The following is a 17,815-nucleotide window of genomic DNA, read 5'->3' as shown; positions in this document are numbered from 1 at the left end:
CGCGCATGCGCTGTGCCGATCGGCCGCGCGCTCGCGCGTCCTCACGTCTGGCTTGCAGCGGGGCGTGGCATGCTCAGCATCAGCATGAGCGCCGGCACCGGCCAGCTGATCGCCGATCTCGTCTGCGGCCGCACGCCAGCGATCGATCCTGCCCCTTACCGACCCGAGCGATTCCGATGAGCACTGCACCTTATGATTACGACCTGATCGTCCTTGGCGGCGGTTCCGCCGGCCTGGCCGGTGCCATCCGTGCAGCGCAGCATGGCAAGCGCGTGGCGATGCTGGAACCGGGCGAACTGGGCGGTACCTGTGTCAATGTTGGCTGCGTGCCTAAGAAGGCGATGTGGCTGGCGGCCGATCTGCACGAGCGCATCGGCCTGGCCAATGCGATGGGCTTCGATGTCGAGGCACGCCCGGCGCTGTCGTGGAAGGAGCTGGTGATCCATCGCCAGGCCTACATCACCAACATCCACACCAGCTACCACAAGCGCCTGGATGAAACCGGTGTGGTGCGCATCCCTGCGCGCGGCCGTCTGCTCGATGCGCATACCGTGGCCTGCAGTGACGGCGTGCATTACAGCGCCGAGCACATCCTGATCGCCACCGGCGCGCATCCGCTGCGTCCGGATATTCCCGGCGCGGAACTGGGCCTGGTTTCCGATGATTTCTTCGATCTGCGTGCGGCACCGGCCGAGGTGGCGATCATTGGTGGCGGCTACATCGCGGTGGAACTGGCCGGGTTGCTGCAGGCACTGGGCAGCAAGGTGAGCCTGCTGGTGCGCGGCCAGCGGTTGCTGGAGCGCTTCGACTACGAGCTGACCGACCAGCTGGCCGAGAACCTGAAGCAGCAGGGCGTGCGGATCCACTTCGACTATCGCCTGCGCGAACTGCAGCGCGATGGCGAGCGCGTGCGTGCGTTCGGCCATGACGGCCCGATCGACAGCGTGTTCGATGCGGTGTTCTTTGCCACCGGCCGCCGCGGCAACAGCCGTGATCTGGGCCTGGAAGCGCTCGGCATCGGCATTGGCGAGCACCAGCAGGTGCAGGTGGACGAATGGCAGACCACCTCTGTGCCGAGCGTGCACGCGGTGGGCGACATCGCTGGCAAGGTCGGCCTGACGCCGGTGGCGGTGGCCGCTTCACGGCGGCTGATGGACCGCCTGTTCGGTGGACGTCCGCAATCGAAGATGGATTACGAGAACGTGGCCAGCGTGGTGTTCTCGCATCCGCCGCTGGGTGCAGTGGGCATGAGCGAAGAGGAAGCGCGCGCGCGTTTTGACCAGGTGAGCGTTTACCACAGCCGTTTCCGCCCGATGCTGCAGGCGCTGGCCAACGGCACCCAGCGCAGCCTGTTCAAGATGGTCTGCGCGGGCCCGGAGGAGCGCGTGGTGGGTATCCACCTGCTGGGCGAAGCGGCCGACGAGATCCTGCAGGGCTTCGCGGTGGCGGTGAAGATGGGCGCGACCAAGGCCCAGTTCGACGACACCGTGGCGATCCACCCGACCTCGGCCGAGGAAGTGGTGCTGATGCGCTGAGCCCGCAGTTGTAGAGCCGAGCCCACGCTCGGCTGCTTTTCGCCCAGGCTTGGCGAAGCCGAGCGCAGGCTCGGCTCTACAGGGCACCGGGGGCGCCCGTGCGACAATGGGCGCCCCCACGCCTTACCGGGCCGCTCTGCGCGGCCCGCCGTCGTCCTGATGTCCACGCCCGCTTCCCGCATCGCTACGGCTTCCCCCGCATCGCGCTGGGGGTATCGGCCTGGCTGCGATCGGCGCCATTGCTGCTTCCGGCAAGGCCATCATCGTCAAGCTCGGCCTGCGCCACGGCGTGGATGCCACCACGCTGCTCGCCCTGCGCATGCTGATGGCGCTGCCCTTGTTCGCGTTGATGGCCTTGTGGGCCGCGCGCCGGGCCACACCGCTGTCCTGGGCCGACCGCGCCCGCGTGCTGTGGCTGGGCTTCACCGGCTATTACCTGTCCAGCCTGCTCGATTTCCAGGGCCTGCAGTACATCAGCGTGACGCTGGAACGGCTGATCCTGTACTTGAACCCGACCCTGGTGCTGCTGATCAACGTGCTGCTGGCACGGCAGCGGCCGGGCCGCTGGCAGATCGGCGCGCTGGTGCTGAGCTATCTGGGCGTGCTGCTGGCCTTTGGCCACGATCTGCAGCGCGAAGGTGGGCAGATCATCGTCGGCAGCCTGCTGGTGCTGGGCAGTGCGCTCAGCTACGCGCTGTACCTGTTCGGCAGCGGGCAGGTGGTGGCACGCATCGGCGCGGTGCGGCTGACCGCCTACGCCAGCTGCGTGGCCAGCGTGCTGGTGCTGCTGCACTTCGCGGTGACCCATCCGCTGCCACTGCTGTGGCAGGCACCGGCGCCGGTGCAGTGGCTGTCGCTGGTCAATGCCACCGTGTGCACGGTGCTGCCGGTGCTGGCGATCATGCTGGCGGTGCAGCGCGTGGGTTCGTCGCTGGCCGCGCAGGTCGGTATGCTGGGCCCTGTTTCCACCATCGTGATGAGCCTATGGCTGCTCGACGAACCGATGGGGCCGGCACAGATCGCCGGCACCGTGCTGGTGCTGATCGGCGTTCTGCTGGTGACCCGCCTGCGGCGCTGACGCCGGAGCAGGCGCGTGCGCGCATCCTGGCGGTGATCCGCGCGATCCCGGCGGGGCAGGTGATGGGCTACGGCCAGGTGGCGATGCGCGCGGGCCTGCCCGGGCGTGCGCGCCTGACCGCGCGCATCCTGGGCCAGAACGACGACCCGGACCTGCCCTGGCACCGCGTGCTGCGCTCGGATGGGCGCATCGCCATGGAAGAAGGGTCGGCGGGCTGGCGCGAGCAGTCGCAGCGGCTGCGTGCCGAGGGCGTGGTGGTTGAGAACGGCCGGGTGCGGATGCCCACGACCGATCCGGCGGTTGCGCTGGATGCTGCCGTTTGGGGCCCGGGCTGAGCATCGCTGGCGACTGAACAGGCCGGACCTGCCGGTCGCCAACAAGGCGCGGTGCTGCGGCTATGATGGAGGCCGTTCCATGCCGGTGCTCCCATGTTCCCGCGTCTGCCAACCGTCACCAAGGCCCTGCTGATCGCCAACGCGATCCTGTTCCTGCTGCAGCAGCCGTTCCTGCTCGGCATGCAGACCTTCGAGCCGTTCATGCTGCAACCGCTGCAGCAAGGCTTCGATGCGTTCTCGCCGGGCGGCAACTTCCAGCCCTGGCAGCTGCTGACTTACGGTTTCCTGCATGGCAACTTCATGCATCTGTTCTTCAACATGCTGGCGGTCTTCATGTTCGGCGCGCCGCTGGAGCAGACCTGGGGCGAAAAGCGCTTCCTGCTGTATTACCTGGTCTGCGTGGCCGGTGCCGGTGTCTGCCAGCTGCTGGTGGGTACGCTGCTGGAGAACCCGGCCACGGTGCTGGGGGCCTCTGGCGGCGTGTTCGGCCTGCTGCTGGCCTACGGCATGCTGTTCCCGAACCAGCGGGTGATGCTGCTGTTCCCGCCGATCCCGATGAAGGCGCGTACCTTCGTGATCCTGTTCGGCGTGGGCGAACTAGTGCTGGGCATGACCGGCTTGCAGCCGGGCGTGGCCCACTTCGCGCACCTCGGCGGCATGCTGTTCGGCTGGTTGCTGATCCGTTACTGGCGAGGGCAGCCGCCGTTCAACAAGCGCCGACCGCCCGGCCCACCGAAGCGCCCGAACCATCTGCGCAGCGTCAAATGATCCGAAGGATCATTTGACGCTGTAGGTGCCGACCGTTGGTCGGCACGCCTTCTCCCACGCGGGTAGGTGCCAACCTTGGGTGGCACGCCTTCAGAGATCCTGCAACACCACCTGCGCCGCATTGTGACCTGGCGCGCCGGTCACGCCGCCCCCGGGATGTGCTCCCGACCCGCACAGATACAGGCCGGGCAGGGCACCACGATAGCCAGCCTGGCCAACCATCGGCCGTGCCGAGAACAACTGGTTGGCACTGAGCGCTCCGTGAAAGATGTCGCCGCCGATCAAGCCGAAGGTGCGCTCCAGATCCAGCGGTGACAGCACCTGGCGGCCCAGTACGCTGCCAGCGAAACCCGGCGCATATCGTTCAACGGTGGCGATCATCAGATCGGCCACCGTTTCACGATGATCATCCCAGTGACGCCCACCGGGCAGCACGGGCGCCACGTGCTGGCAGAACAGGCTGGCCACATGCTGCCCGGGCGGCGCCAGCGAATCGTCCAGCGTGCTGGGAATGAGCATTTCCACGATCGGTTCGCGTGACCAGCCATTGCGACGCGCATCCAGCCAGGCACGGTCCATGTAATCCAGGCTGGGGGCCATGATGATCCCGGCGCTGAGGTGATCGCCGGGACCGGGCAGAGCGCGGAAGTCCGGCAGCTGCGACAGCGCGACATTCATCCGGAACGTGCCCGAACCGCAGCGCCAGTTCGCCATGCGTTCGCGCGTTGCGTCCGGTACCTGCTCCGGTGCCAGCATCTGCTCGTACAGCAGCTTTGGATTGACGTTGGCGATCATCGCGCGTGCGCGCAGGATTTCGCCGTTGGCCAGCGCCACGCCCACGACACGACCCTGCTCGATCAGCAGGCGTTGCACACCGGCATCCACGCGCAGCTCAGCCCCGGCCTCCCGCGCGGCAGTGGCGATGGCCTGGCTGATCGCGCCCATGCCACCGATCGCATGGCCCCACGCACCTTTCATGCCATTGCACTGGCCGAACACGTGGTGCAGCAGTACGTAGGCACTGCCCGGTGTATAGGGGCTTGCGTAGTTGCCGACGATGCCATCGAAGCCGAACAGCGCCTTGATCGGTTCGCTTTCGAACCAGCGATCCAGATACTCGGCTGCCGACAGCGTGAACAGGTCCAGCAGCTCCTGCCGCAGCGAGGCATCCAGCGTGGCCAGTTCACGACCAAGACGACCCATCTGCCACAGCGCAGGCAACGCGCGCCAACCACCCGCAACGCCGGCATCCGGTGGCGTGCGCAGGGCCCACGCGCGCAGCACATCGGCGAAGATCTCCAGGCGCGCTTCGTATTCGGGTAGCCGCTGCGCATCCAGCTCGGAGAACTTCGCGACCTCGGCCTGGGTGCGGCCCGGTGCGGACAGCAGGTAGCGGCCGTCCGGCAATGGCAGGAAGTTGTTGGCCGGGCGATTGACGATGCGCAGCCCATGCGCATGCAGCCGCAGGTCGTCGATCACCTTCGGCTGCAGCAATGACACCGTGTAGGACGCCACCGAGTTGCGGAACCCGGGGTGGAATTCCTCGGTGACTGCCGCGCCGCCGAGAACGCCACGACGTTCCAGCACCAGCACCTTCTTGCCAGCGCGTGCGAGATAGGCCGCGCAGACCAGGCCGTTGTGGCCGCCACCGATGATGATCGCATCCCAGGACATCAGCACCTCGGAAAAAGGGGACGGAGGGAATTAAGTCGCAATCCGCATCTGCGCACAGGGGGGAAGAAACGACTTAATCCCCTCCGTCCCCTTTTTTGATTGCCGCTTCGATGGTGGCGATGTCGATCTTCTTCATCGGCATCATCGCGTTGAAGGCGCGCTTGGCCAGTGCCTTGTCCTGGCTGGTCACCGCTTCGATCAGCATGCGTGGGCTGATCTGCCAGGAAACGCCCCATCGGTCCCTGCACCAACCGCACTGGCTCTCCTGCCCGCCGTTGCTGACGATGGCGTCCCACAAGCGGTCAGTCTCGGCCTGGTCCTCGGTCTGGATCTGGAAGGAGAAGGCTTCGCTGTGCTTGAACGCGGTGCCGCCGTTGAGGCCGACGCAGGGGATGCCGCAGACCGTGAATTCGACGGTCAGTATGTTGCCCTCCCTGCCGTCCGGGTAGTCGCCCGGGGCGTGGTGGACAGCGGTCACCGCGCTGTCGGGAAAGGTGTTGGCATAGAAGGTGGCGGCCTCGAGCGCGCCGTTGTCGTACCAGATACAGATCGTGTTCTTGTGTGCCATGTCCGGCTCCACGTTGGACGAAGCCGCAGCGATAGCACGCGCAGTGTTAACCCGGGATCGTGCTGCACCCGCAAAAAAAGAGCGCCCGAAGGCGCCCTTTGTACTAACAGTGCGGCCGCGGGCTCAGCGCCAGACCTTGATCTGGTCGGCTTCGCTGCGCTGCATCGGCTGCCCGGCCTTGCAACTGAAGGTGGCACCGAACGCCGGCAGGTTGGCCAGCGTGCCGTTGCTGCGCCACAGGCCCGGTGCGCGGATGTCGGCGGTCAGGCGGCGTGCGGCCTCGTTCGGCGACAGCTGCTGTGCCCACAGCGTCGACCAGGCGCGGAAGAAGCCCTGCTGCTGTGCCTGCTTGGCCTTGGGCTCCTGCGCGGCATACGCCGCCCATGCCAGTTCCAGGCCGGCGATGTCGGCCAGGTTTTCTTCCTGGGTGAGCGTGCCGTTGACCTTGGCACCCTTTACGCCCGGGAAGTCGTAGGCGCTGTACTGCGCGGCCACGCGATTGCCGAGCAGGGTCCAGGCGGTCTTGTCGGCCGGGGTCCACCAGCTGCGCAGCTCACCCTTGGCATCGACCAGCGCGCCCTTGGCATCGATCGCACGGGTCAGCTCATGGCCGACCAGGCCACCGAAGCTGCCGAACTTGTCGGCGGCGTCGGCCTTGGCGTTGAACACCGGGCCCTGCAGGATCGCGGCGGTGACGATCAGGCGGTTCTGCGCCAGGTCGTAGGCCAGCGACGGCTGCTGCGGCAGCACGTCCCAGCGGCGGTCGGCATTGCCCTTGCCGATGCGCTTCATTTCCTCGCGGTGGCGCCAGGTCGATGCAATCAGCATGTTGCCACCAAACGAGCCGCGCCCCATCGGCTGCACGCTGTAGTCCAGGTCGCGCAGTGGAGTGCCGATCTCGATCTTCAGCGCAGCCAGCTTGGCCTGCGCTTCGGTCTTGGCTTCGGCACTCATCCAGCTGCTGTTCTTTACCGCCTCGATCTGTACTTCGCGCACCTTGTCGACGATCCATGCGGCCTGGCGACGATCTTCGGCCGACAGGTAGCGGGCGGCGTACTCGCGGCCGACCATCGGGCCGGCGGCCACATTGATTGCATCCAGCACGGATTCCCAGCGCTGCGGCGGCAGGGTCTGGCCACGCAGCACACGGCCGCGGAATTCGAACTCGGCGTCGCGGTAGGCCTTGGACAGGTACGGCGCCATCGAATCGCCCACGCGCCAGCGCAGGTAGGCTTTCCACTGGTCCGGCTTGAGCTTGGTGACCATGCCATCGAGCTGCTTGAACAGGCCCGGATCGGCCAGCGAGACCAGATCGTCATCCACGCCCTGTGCCTTCAGGAACGCGTCCAGCTGCAGGTTGCGGTAGCGGCTGTTGAGCTCCTTGGTGGAGATCGGCGCGTAGTTGTTGAACGGGTTGTTGATGCCGGCCAGCGACTGCGCGTTGCGCGCCAGCTCGGTCTCCAGCGCGATCACCGCCTGCGATTCGGCATCCAGCTTGGCCGCCGGGGTGCCGGTCAGCGCCAGGATCTGCTTGACGTAGTTGCGGTAGCGGCCCATCAGCGCCACGGTATCGGCGTCGGTGCGGGTATAGAACGCCGGATCCGGCAGGCCCATGCCACCCTGCATGAAGTAACCGATGTGGCGGTCCAGTGCCTTCAGGTCGACGTCAGGGCCGAAGTTGAAGGCGACCGGGATGCCCACCTGGTGCAGCGCGGCGATCGAGGCCGGCACATCCTTGGCCTTCTTGATGGCGTTGATGCGGGTCAGCAGCGGCGCAATCGGATTGGAGCCGTCTGCTTCCACGGCGGCTTCGTCCAGGCCACTGGCCCAGAAGTCGCCCAGCAGCTTCTGCACATTGCCCTGCGGCGACTTCATCGCGGCGTCGAGCAGTTCACGCTGCTGCTGGCGGCTGCGGTCAACCAGCTGTCCCAGCGCGGTGACGGCGCCGGTCTGCGGCACCGGGTTGGCCTTCAGCCAGCCTGCATTGGTGGCGTCGTAGAAGTCGCTGCACTGGGCGCTGACGGCCGGGGCGCGTGCGGCCTTCTTCTTGGCGGCGGCAAACGCATCTTGGGTCGGGACCAGGGTCGCCAGGCTGATGCCCAGGGCGATGGCAAGCGGACGGAAGTTGGGCATGTGGAACGAATCCGTGATGGATTGAGGGCGCGCGCACTATAGCAAGCCAGGCATGGGCGCGGGATGCACGCGTCGCGGTGCATTCGCCGACCAAGGTCGGCAGCTACCGGGGAGCGCCGGGATCAGTAGATCCACGCCATGCGTGGATGAAAGACACCCGGAAAACAAAGGCCCGGGAATTCCCGGGCCTTTGCAGGTCTGCAATAGCGTCAGCCAGGACTTACCAGATCACCACCTGCTGCTCGCCGGTGCGGGCCATCGGCGAACCGGCCTTGCACTGGAACGCGGCGGCGAAGGTCGGCAGGTTCGACGGCGCACCCATGGCACGGAACTGCGCCGGGGCGTGCGGGTCGGTGGCCAGGCGGACCTTGGCGTTTTCCGGGGTGTACTTGGTGCGCCACACGGTGGCCCAGTTGAAGAAGAAGCGCTGGTCTCGGGTGAAGCCATCGACCTTCGCATCTTCCTTGCCGGCGGAGGCCTTCTGCAGGGCGTCGTAGGCGGTGGCCAGGCCACCCAGGTCGGCGATGTTCTCGCCCAGGGTCAGGTGGCCGTTCACCGCCTGGCCGTCGACCTTGTACTGGTCGAACTGCTTGACCAGCTTGCCGGTGAGGCCTTCGAAGTTCTTCTTGTCGGCCGGGGTCCACCAGTCTTCCATGTTGCCGGTCGGCCCGAAGCGTGCACCCTGGTCGTCGTAACCGTGGGTCATTTCATGGCCGATCACCGCACCGATGCCGCCGTAGTTCAGCGCGTCGTCGGCCTTCGGATCGAAGAACGGCGGCTGCAGGATGGCGGCCGGGAACACGATCTCGTTCTGCAGCGGGTTGTAGTAGGCGTTGACGGTCTGCGGGGTCATGCCCCACTCGGTCTTGTCCACCGGCTTGCCGATCTTGGACAGGTTGAACTTGTAGTTGAACTCGTTGGCCGCGCGCACGTTGCCGAGGAAGCTGTCGCGCTGGGTCTGCAGGCCCGACCAGTCGCGCCACTTGTCCGGGTAACCGATCTTCGGGGTGAAGGTCTCCCACTTGGCGATGGCCTTGGCCTTGGTTTCCTCGCTCATCCAGCTCAGGCCCTGGATGCGGTCCTTCAGCGCGGCGGCCAGGTTCTTCACCAGTTCTTCCATCTTCGCCTTGGCTTCCGGCGAGAAGGCAACCTTCACGTACAGCTGGCCGAAGGCTTCACCGGCATCATTCTCGATGGTGCCCAGCACGCGCTTCCAGCGCGGCTTCTGTTCCTTCTGGCCGTTGAGGGTCTTGCCGTAGAACTCGTAGTTCTCCTGCACGAAGGCGTCAGCCAGGTACGGCGAGGCACTGTCCACGGTGTGGAAGCGCAGGTAGGCGCGCCACACCGACGGATCGGTATCGCCCAGCGCCTTGCTCACTTCCTCATGGAACGCCGGCATGGCCAGCGAGAACTTCTCCGGCGCGGCCACGCCCTGCGACTTGAAGAACTCGGTCCAGCTGAAGTTCGGGGTCAGCTTGTCGGCGTCGGCCAGGGTGACCGGGTTGTAGTACAGCTCGACGTTGCGCGACAGCTCGACGCGCGACTTGGAGGCCTTGGCCAGGCGGGTTTCGAACTTGACCACGTCCTCGGCCTGCTTGGCCGCGTCGGCCGCGGCGACGCCGGACAGCTCCAGCACCTTGGCGACGTGTGCCTGGTAGGCCTTCAGCTTGTCGGCGTTCTTGGCATCGGTGTAATAGGTGGTATCCGGCAGGCCCAGGCCGCCCTGGCTGGCGTAGGCCATGTTCATGGTCGAGTTCTTGAAGTCCGCTTCGGCGCCGAAGCCGAACAGGACGTTGTCACCCTTGGCGGCGCTGGTGCGCAGGTAGTTGGCGATCGCCGCCTTGTCCTGCAGGCCGTCGATCGCCGCCAGGTCGGCCTTCAGCGGCTCGATGCCCTGCGCGTTGATCTTCGCTTCGTCCATGCCGGTCGCCCACAGGTCGCCGACGATCTTCTCGATGTGGTTCGGGTTCTTGACCTGCGCGACCTGTTCGGCCAGCTGGTGCTGCACGGCCACCGAGCGCTCGTCGAGGATGGTGAACGCGCCCCAGCTGGTGCGGTCGCCCGGGATTTCATTGGCGGCCAGCCACTTGCTGTTGACGTAGTCGCCAAAGGCGGTGCAGGCGTCCTTGGTGGTGTCCAGGTCGCTCGGCTGGAAGGCGTTGTAGGCCGGCAGCTTGCTCTCGTCCAGCTTATAGGTGGTGGCTTCGGCGGTGGCCGGGGCGGAGGCGGCGGCGTCCTTGGCCGGGGTTTCAGTCTTGCCGCAGCCGACCAGCGCGGCCGAAACGGCCAGGGTCAGCAGCACGATCTTGGGAGTACGGGTCACTTGAATGGCCTCCGGGCCGAGTGAGTCAGGGAGTGGCCGCAGGTGCGACCGTGGGCCGAACGATACGCCGCCGGCCAGACCTGCAAGGGTGTCGAAGGTCATGGTCGGGCGCAAGGGCTTTTGCCGGGCCCGGAAAAGGCAGACCCGGCAAAAGCCGGGTCTGTCGGGTGTTGCGGTTCTGGATGGATCAGAACTTGTAGGTGGCGCCCATGTACATGTAACGGCCGATGTTGTCGTACATCGCCGAACCGACGTCGGAGCCGAAGTAGTTCACCGGCGGATCCTTGTCGAAGGCATTGTCGATGCCCAGGTAGACGTCGATCTTGTCACCCGGGAAGCGGTAGCCGAACTGGAAGTTGTGGTACGTGTACGAGCCGTTGCGGATCGGGCTGGTCTGTCCCGGGTTGGCCTGGTAGCTCTTCGGCTGCACACGCAGGTTCGGGCCGACGTAGGTCATGTCCCACGACGCGCGCCACTGGCCCAGCGAGTACTTGGTCTGCAGCTGGCCACGCCAGCGCGGATCGGTCACCCAGGTGACGTTCTCGTCGTACTCGTTCGGGAAGGCCTGGAAGGCCCACTCGCGCGACTGCAGCAGACGGGTGCCCACCAGGCGGATGACGGTGTCACCCTCGGCCAGCTTGAAGCGGTAGTCCATTTCCAGATCGACGCCGACGCGACGCGAGCGGGCGAGGTTTTCGTTCAGCGCAACCCAGCGGCTGATCGAGTATTCCGGGAAGGTGCGGCCGCCAGCATCGGTCTTGCCGCCCACCGGTGCGCGTTCGATGAAGCCGCAGAAGCTGTTGTTGATCCCCCCCGGCGAATCCACGCAACGGGTTGCATTGGTCTGCGCGGTCACCGCACCAATGGCGTCCTTCAGGCTGATCCACCAGTAGTCGACGGACATGCCGAAGCCCTGCAGGAAATCAGGCTGCCAGACCAGGCCATAGGTGAAGCTGCGTGCGCGTTCCGGCTTCAGGTCCGGATTGCCGCCGCTGACGCCCGGGCGGGTGGCAGTGTAGGTGTCGACCCAGCCGACCGGCACGCCCAGCGCCGAGCAGTTGGCCTGGCGCAGTGCCGGGTCCGCCGCGGTGTTCGGGCGGTTCGGGTTGGTGGCCAGGTAGTTGCAGGGGTCGTTGACCGTGGCGAAGTTTTCGCTCTGCGGGTTGTACAGCTCACCGATGCTCGGTGCGCGCACCGCCTGCGACAGGGTGCCGCGGGCACGCAGCGACGGGATGATGGTCCAGTCCAGGCCCACCTTCCAGGTGGTGGTCTTGCCGATGCTGCTGTAGTCCGACCAGCGGCCTGCGGCGTCCAGGGTCAGGTTGTAGATGCCCGGGATGTCGGCCAGCAGCGGCACGGTGGTTTCAACGAAGGCCTCGCGCACGTCGTACTTGCCCATGCGGTTGGGAATGGCGTTGAGGAAGGTCAGGCCCTGCGCGGCCAGCGGATCGGTGATTTCGCGGCTCTTTTCGCGGCGGTATTCAACGCCACCAGCCACGCCGACGTCACCGGCCGGCAGGCTGAAGAGCGAGCCGTTGGCCAGCGATGCGCTGAACACCGACTGCTGCAGGCGCGAGTAGTTGAACGAATTGACGTTCATCCAGTCACGTGCAGCTTGGGTCACCGCGCCGTTGCCGAACACCGAGAACGGCACGCAGCCTTCGCGGGCGAACTGCGAGTACACGCGGTTGCCGTTGTTGGGGTTGGTCGCGTTCGGGTTCAGCGTGGTGCGGCAGACGATCTGGCCAGTGGCCGGGTTGACCACGGTATCCAGGCCAGCCTGCCAACGCTCGTTGATACGGTTGTTGAGGTTCCAGCGCTTGACTTCGCTCTGGCCCCAGTTGCCGTAAACGTCGTAGGTCCAGTTCTCGGTCAGGTTGCCTTCCATGCCCAGCACAAAGCGCTGGGTGTTGCGCTCCACGTGCTCACCACGCTGGCCGGCGTCGACGTTGAAGCGGCTCAGGGTTAGCTGGCTCAGGCCGGCGCTGGTCATCAGTGCACGCAATTCCGGCGACACGTAAGCGTTATCGCGCTGGATGCGCAGGGTCTGGTCGAACGACGGCTGTGCCAGGAAGTCGGACACCGTTTCGGTGTACTTGCCCTCGAAGTACAGGCGGTGGTTGTCGGTCAGGTCGAAGTTGACGACCGTGTTGATGCTCTTGCGGTCGAACTTCGGCTGCAGGTCGGCAACCGAGTTCAGGTCGGCGAAATCACAGTTCACGCAACTGGTTGCGCTGACCACGGTGCCGTCGTAGCGCTGCTTGCGGAAGGTGCCATCCGGGTTGAACTGATAGCGGTTGCCCCAGGTAGCCGGATTGTTCGGGTTGAAGGTACCAATGTTGAAGGTACCGCCGAAGGAGATCGAGTGGTTGCCGCCCGGGCCTGCAAGCACGGTTTCCGGGTTGCTTTCGCTGGACGGCTTGCTGCTGTCGTAGTTCGGGTTGCGCACCGACACCAGGAACTCGTTGCCGATGGCGCGGTCGGTGCGGACGAAGCGGTCCTGCTTGCTGTACTCAAGGGCGACGGCGGCGTTGCCGCGGCCACCAGCGAAGTCGGTGCCGGCCGAGGCGCTGATGAAGGAGCGGTTGAAGCCGCCTTCGCTGGCCATGCCGGTCTGACCGCGCACTTCGGCGCCGTCGAAGGACTTCTTCATGATGAAGTTGACCACGCCAGCCACGGCGTCGGCGCCGTACACAGCCGAGGCACCACCGGTGATCACTTCCACGCGCTCGATCCATTCCACCGGGATGGTGTTGACGTCCACGGCCGAGGAACCCGAGGTCGCGCCGACGTGGCGGCGGCCATTGACCAGCACGAGAGTGCGCGAGGTGCCCATGCCACGCAGGTCCATCAGACCCACGCCGGCGGTGCCGATGAAGCGGGTCGAGTTGCCCAGCGTGTAGGTCGGTGTCAGTGCTGGCAGGCGCGTCATCAGATCGCCGATGTTGTTCGCACCGGTGGCACGAATCTCCTCGGCGGTGATGGCCGTGACCGGCGAGGGGGTCACAAAGCCCGTACGCGCAATGCGCGAGCCGGTCACACTGACGCGATCGAGGTCGATCGGGTTGGAGGAGGCTTCCTGCGCGAAGGCAGGTGCTGCGGCCACGGCGAGCAGACCGACGAGCAGGGCGCTGCTGAGCGGGTGACGGCCAGGTGGGCGGTTGTACGTCATCGTTATGGGTCCCCTAATGAATTGAAGCGTGCTGTTCCGTCCGTTCGTTACATCTAAGTTCATATAACGGGCGTCGTTCATGGAACCTAACACGGCCTTAACGAGAAATGCATACAAATGTCACAAAATGGTACCTGGGTGCACTTCGGAGTTGGCTGAAAGTGCAACAAATACAATCGTTTAATATCAATTGTGATCTGCCGGCGACAACTTGATGACGCGAAGCTGAACGTGGTGAGATGGGCCACTTTGCGCAAATAGGCGTTTCATCATCCGTCCAGGAGCGGTGTTCATCAGAGGGGCGGAGGAAGCTGCCGTAATTGGCCTGCCGCGTGGCGATCCCCTTGCCTGGCGACTAGGCCGTCGATGTGTCGGAACTGCCTTTGCGTAGCTTTCGTAGTTCCAAATCGACTTCGGGTTGCCCAGCAGGTCCTGGAAGTCCTCACCCGGCTGCACCTGCACTTCATGCTTCAGCATGTTGGTGTAGTTGTCCGAGAACTGCAGCGAACCGAAGCGGCCGATGTCTTGCAAGTACGTGAAGCCGACGGTAAGGGCCTGCAGGTTCTGGCAGGCTCATCTTCGGGGGGGCACAGCGAGCTCAGGTTGCTGGCCGAATCGCGTACGACCCAGTCGGCCACGTTCTGACGGGTGGATGAGGAGCTCTTCGGCAAGTCGTTGCGGCAGCAGTACTCGGCCAGCAGCAGCGGGTCTATGCTGGCTGCATCAACTTCGTTCTCGATCTTGCAGTTGTAGCAGTCGGCCGAGATCGACAAGTTTCTACAACCGGGGTATGGGCCGATTCGGCCAAGTTGCACTCGGTTTCTACGGCTACATGCCGAAGAATAGTGGTCAGGCGGCAAACGCGCTTGTGCCGTTCGTGGAGCGCGTGGATGCGTTCGATGAGCCCAAGTGCCAGCTCCGCTGGGGCCGGGAATGGGCAGGCCCTGTTCCACCAGGGCCTGTTCTTCCATCCGCTCAGGCCGGACACGAAAAAGCCCCGCCATGGCGGGGCTTTTCCGTTGCTGCGGTTGCGGGATTACTTCACGCCGAACGCGTACTTGGCCTGCACGTAGATCGCGCGCCCGTAGGCGTTGTACAGGTAGTTGTTGTACGGCTGGCCGCTGGTGCCGGCGAAGCTGTAGCGCTGGTTGTCCGGCATCTTGTTGAACACGTTGTTGACCATCAGCGACAGGGTCAGGTTTTCCATCGCGCGGTAGTTCACGCTCAGGTTGTAGGTGGTGTAGGAACCCCACTTGCCTGCCTTGTAGCCGGAGCTGTGGACGTAGTCATAGCCGTTGCCCACGTAAGCCATGTAGTTCGGCGTCTTGCCGATGTAGTTGGCATACAGGGTGGTGGTCCAGTTGTCCTTGGCCCAGCCGATCGAGCCGTCCGCGCGTACCTTGGCGTACGAGTCATACACCCACATCGCATACGGGTCGTGCAGCAGGTCCAGGAACTCGTCACCCGGCTGCGGCTGCAGCTTGCGCTTGAGCATGTCGGTGTAGTTGGCCGAGAACTGCAGCGAACCGAAGCGACCGATGTCCTGCACGTACTTGAAGCTGGCGGTCAGTGCTTCCAGGTTCTGGCGCGCGACGTTCATCTTCGGCGTGTAGATCTCGTCGAGCACGCCCGATGCATCACGGGTGATCCAGTCATCGACGTTCTGGCAGCTGGCCGAGGTGTTGTTGGACTGGCCGTTGCGGCAGTAGTACTCGGCCAGCAGCAGCTGGTCGGAGCTGAGCGTATCGACCTCGTTCTTGATCTTCCAGTTGTAGTAGTCGACCGACAGCGACAGGTTGTTGATCGGTGCCCACACGACGCCTGCATTCCAGACGTCGGCGGTGATCGGCTCCAGGTCGGGGTTGCCCGAGCGGGTGCCGAACACCGAGACGCTGTCGTACGGGCAGCCGGTGGTGTTGGCCGGGTCGTAGCCCAGCTGGCCGCAGCGATAGTAGTCGGTGGAGCCGTTGGCGTAGTAACCACTGCGGCCCTGGAAGGCATCGGACAGGGTCGGTGCGCGGAACGCCGTACCGTACTTGCCACGGAACAACAGGCTTTCGATCGGGCGGAACTCGATGCCGACGCTGTAGGTGGCCTTGTCCACGGTGTTGCTGCCGATCTTGAAGGCGTCATAGCGGCCGGAGCCGGTGACGGTCAGCGTTTCCAGCAGCGGCATGCGCAGTTCGGTGGTCACCGCGTAGTTGCTGCGATGGCCGGCACCGGATACGGCGGTGGTCCCCCACACGCTGCCGTCCATCAGGCCCGGGTCGGGCGTGTAATCCCAGCCTTCACTGCCGCCTTCCAGAACCACGGCGAAGCCGGCATCGCCACCCGGGAGCTTGAACAGCGAGCCATTGGTGACCTGGGCGCGGGCCAGGTTCTGCCAGGTGCGGCTTTCGCTGTAGCTGTAGCCGGTGAAGCTCTGGAAGTCACCAGCGGGCAGCGGTGCGTAGAACGCTTCCCAGTTCGGGCTGTAGATGTTGTAGCCGGTGCTGGTGGTACCCAGCACCGGGCCCAGCACGCGCTGCTCGAAGTAGTCGTTGATCGGATCGTTCCAGCGCACGAAATTGCGCTCGGTCAGCTTGTACTCGCCACGGGTGAAGCTGAGGCTGTAGTCCCAGTTGCCTGCGGTGCCGCGGCCGCCAAGGGTGACCTGGTAGGCCTTGTTGCGGTCGGTGTTCATGATGTCGCGGTAACCGCCGCCGCCGATGTCCTCCGGCGCGAACACGCGCTGCAGGTTCATGTACTGGCCGCTGGCCTGGTCGTAGAAGCGGCCCCAGCCCGAGGAGGTGCCCCACCAGGTGTAGCCGGAACCGGTGGCGTACTTGACCTCCTCCAGGCTGTACAGCGCGTCGCCGAACAGCTGGAAATTGTCGTTCACGTCGAAGGTGGCCGAGCTGTAGATCTGCCCGCTTTCCTTGCCGTTCTTGATGGTCTTGTAACCGGTGCCGTAGACCGAGCCGCAGGCCTGGCCGGTCGGACGGGTACCGAGCACGGTGGTGCCGTCGAACTGGCCCGCCACGTTGGCGCACCGGTTCGGGTCCATCATCGCGTAGCGGTTGTTGGCGGCCGGCAGCAGCACCAGGAAATCGTTGGAGACGTACTGCGGGCTGTAACCGTCGGGGTTGTTGACCTTGGTCAGGTCGCGCTGGTAACCCCAGATCGGGCTGGTCTTCTCGTACTGCACGTTGACCAGTGCATGGAAGCGGTCATCCTTGGAGTTGAAACCGCGTGCGCCGCTGAAGCGGAAGCTGTTGCCGCCACCTTCGCTGTAGGCACCGCCGCGCACATTGAGCACACCGCCATCCATGCGCTCCTTGAGGATGATGTTGACCACGCCGGCGATCGCGTCCGAGCCGTACAGCGACGACTGGCCACCCGGCAGGATCTCGATGCGCTCGACGATGTCGATCGGGATGCCGCTGATGTTGTTGAAGGTATCGCCGCCGTTGTACAGCGCCGGATACGAGAGCATCGGGCGGCCGTTGATCAGGTACTTGGTATAGCCCGGGCTGAGGCCGAACATGCCCGCCGCTTCGGCGCCCTGGGTGAAGGATGCGGAGGTCTGGCCACCCTGCAGGCCGCCCGTGGACAGCGAGGACTGCTGCAGGACATCGGCGACGCTGGTGAAACCGCGGGTCTGGATATCCTCGGCGGTGACGGTCAGGACGGGCGTGTGGTTCTCGATCTCGGTCTGCGGAATCAGCGACCCGGTGACGGTCACACGATCAAGCTGGGTCGGCGCATTGCCGTCCTGGGCCAGGGCGGTGCCGGAGGCCAGGAGGGTGCCGAGCAGGGCGAGGGTCAAAGGGTGGCGCGAGAGCGTGGAACGTTGGCGAGACATGGTGGATCCCCGTAGTGAGCAATGTCTTGGCGGCGCATTCCCTGCGCATTAACAATTCGTTCAGTGTGACTCCATTCAGGTCGACCGTAACACGTCGTTAACGCTGTCAACACAGGCCTGTCACATCAATGCGCCGTTGGGAAATGAAAAAACGCTTACGAATCAATGGATAAGGCGATTTGTTTTGGCATGTTTCAAAAGATGGCGGCGTGCAAGGGAGCATGTCGGCATTGCGGATATGCCCTGTAGATCAATGCGTTGCCTTGGATCAGCGCTGCCGGGAACCTGGATGTTTGTGCGCTGTGGATCACACTTTCTGCTACAGGCCGGACGGGAGGGTGGGGCGCAGTGGTGCAAAAAAAAGGCCCCGCCGAAGCGGGGCCTG

At 64.9% G+C, this 17,815-nt stretch carries 10 protein-coding genes and 2 pseudogenes; 5 read left to right on the top strand and 7 right to left on the bottom strand.

Features of this window, described 5'->3' with window-relative positions:
• Positions 1-18 precede the first annotated feature (18 nt).
• From DL544_RS14935 to DL544_RS14915, 5 genes and pseudogenes are all read left to right on the top strand, one after another.
• Positions 19-180 (top strand): annotated as a pseudogene (locus DL544_RS14935) (amino acid dehydrogenase); the annotation flags it as partial.
• Positions 177-1,535, top strand: a complete 1,359-nt coding sequence (gene gorA / locus DL544_RS14930; protein WP_139727443.1) for a glutathione-disulfide reductase — start codon at positions 177-179, stop codon at positions 1,533-1,535. The pseudogene DL544_RS14935 and the gene gorA, both read left to right, overlap by 4 nt.
• A 159-nt stretch (positions 1,536-1,694) precedes the next feature.
• A pseudogene (locus DL544_RS14925) lies at positions 1,695-2,613 on the top strand (DMT family transporter).
• Complete coding sequence (locus DL544_RS14920; RefSeq protein WP_425604922.1) at positions 2,520-2,948, top strand: MGMT family protein; 429 nt, start codon at positions 2,520-2,522, stop codon at positions 2,946-2,948. The pseudogene DL544_RS14925 and the gene DL544_RS14920 overlap by 94 nt, the downstream one beginning before the upstream one ends.
• 93 nt (positions 2,949-3,041) lie before the next feature.
• Positions 3,042-3,716, top strand: a complete 675-nt coding sequence (locus DL544_RS14915) for a rhomboid family intramembrane serine protease (RefSeq protein ID WP_139727441.1) — start codon at positions 3,042-3,044, stop codon at positions 3,714-3,716.
• Positions 3,717-3,806: 90 nt separating this feature from the next.
• Here the strand turns inward: DL544_RS14915 and DL544_RS14910 are convergent, their stop codons facing one another.
• The 7 genes from DL544_RS14910 to DL544_RS14880 all read right to left on the bottom strand — a co-directional run bounded on the left by DL544_RS14910 (position 3,807) and on the right by DL544_RS14880 (position 17,430).
• Positions 3,807-5,390, bottom strand: coding sequence for a phytoene desaturase family protein (locus tag DL544_RS14910; protein ID WP_139727439.1), 1,584 nt, complete (start codon positions 5,388-5,390; stop codon positions 3,807-3,809).
• Between the two features lie 73 nt (positions 5,391-5,463).
• The gene (locus DL544_RS14905) at positions 5,464-5,958 is read right to left on the bottom strand and encodes a VOC family protein (protein ID WP_139727437.1); all 495 of its coding nucleotides are present in this window, start codon (positions 5,956-5,958) and stop codon (positions 5,464-5,466) included.
• A gap of 123 nt (positions 5,959-6,081) precedes the next feature.
• On the bottom strand, positions 6,082-8,091 hold the full coding sequence (locus DL544_RS14900) for a M13 family metallopeptidase (protein ID WP_139727436.1): 2,010 nt from the start codon (positions 8,089-8,091) through the stop codon (positions 6,082-6,084).
• A gap of 220 nt (positions 8,092-8,311) precedes the next feature.
• Entirely contained in the window at positions 8,312-10,414 is a 2,103-nt protein-coding gene (locus DL544_RS14895) for a M13 family metallopeptidase (protein ID WP_111201700.1), read from the bottom strand.
• Positions 10,415-10,601: 187 nt separating this feature from the next.
• Positions 10,602-13,586 carry a TonB-dependent receptor domain-containing protein gene (locus DL544_RS14890; protein ID WP_139727434.1) on the bottom strand — a complete coding sequence of 995 codons (2,985 nt, stop codon included), beginning with the start codon at positions 13,584-13,586 and terminating at the stop codon, positions 10,602-10,604.
• Positions 13,587-13,772: 186 nt separating this feature from the next.
• Complete coding sequence (locus tag DL544_RS22065; RefSeq protein WP_235642161.1) at positions 13,773-14,117, bottom strand: hypothetical protein; 345 nt, start codon at positions 14,115-14,117, stop codon at positions 13,773-13,775.
• A 505-nt stretch (positions 14,118-14,622) separates the two neighbouring features.
• Positions 14,623-17,430, bottom strand: coding sequence for a TonB-dependent receptor domain-containing protein (locus DL544_RS14880; RefSeq protein ID WP_065179173.1), 2,808 nt, complete (start codon positions 17,428-17,430; stop codon positions 14,623-14,625).
• Between the last annotated feature and the right edge of the window lie 385 nt (positions 17,431-17,815).

Source organism: Stenotrophomonas sp. pho (assembly GCF_006228405.1).
In the GTDB taxonomy this organism is placed as follows: Bacteria; Pseudomonadota; Gammaproteobacteria; order Xanthomonadales; family Xanthomonadaceae; genus Stenotrophomonas; species Stenotrophomonas sepilia.
Note: the sequence above shows the minus strand (reverse complement) of the source record. Positions and strands in the feature narration are given on the sequence as shown.

What these genes read in the sequence shown, in the direction of transcription:
- DL544_RS14880 (WP_065179173.1), bottom strand. Translation starts at nt 17,430, where the DNA reads ATGTCTCGCCAACGTTCCACGCTCTCGCGCCACCCTTTGACCCTCGCC.
- DL544_RS14890 (WP_139727434.1), bottom strand. Translation starts at nt 13,586, where the DNA reads ATGACGTACAACCGCCCACCTGGCCGTCACCCGCTCAGCAGCGCCCTG.
- gorA (WP_139727443.1), top strand. Translation starts at nt 177, where the DNA reads ATGAGCACTGCACCTTATGATTACGACCTGATCGTCCTTGGCGGCGGT.
- DL544_RS14900 (WP_139727436.1), bottom strand. Translation starts at nt 8,091, where the DNA reads ATGCCCAACTTCCGTCCGCTTGCCATCGCCCTGGGCATCAGCCTGGCG.
- DL544_RS14920 (WP_425604922.1), top strand. Translation starts at nt 2,520, where the DNA reads ATGGCTGCTCGACGAACCGATGGGGCCGGCACAGATCGCCGGCACCGT.
- DL544_RS14915 (WP_139727441.1), top strand. Translation starts at nt 3,042, where the DNA reads ATGTTCCCGCGTCTGCCAACCGTCACCAAGGCCCTGCTGATCGCCAAC.
- DL544_RS14905 (WP_139727437.1), bottom strand. Translation starts at nt 5,958, where the DNA reads ATGGCACACAAGAACACGATCTGTATCTGGTACGACAACGGCGCGCTC.
- DL544_RS14910 (WP_139727439.1), bottom strand. Translation starts at nt 5,390, where the DNA reads ATGTCCTGGGATGCGATCATCATCGGTGGCGGCCACAACGGCCTGGTC.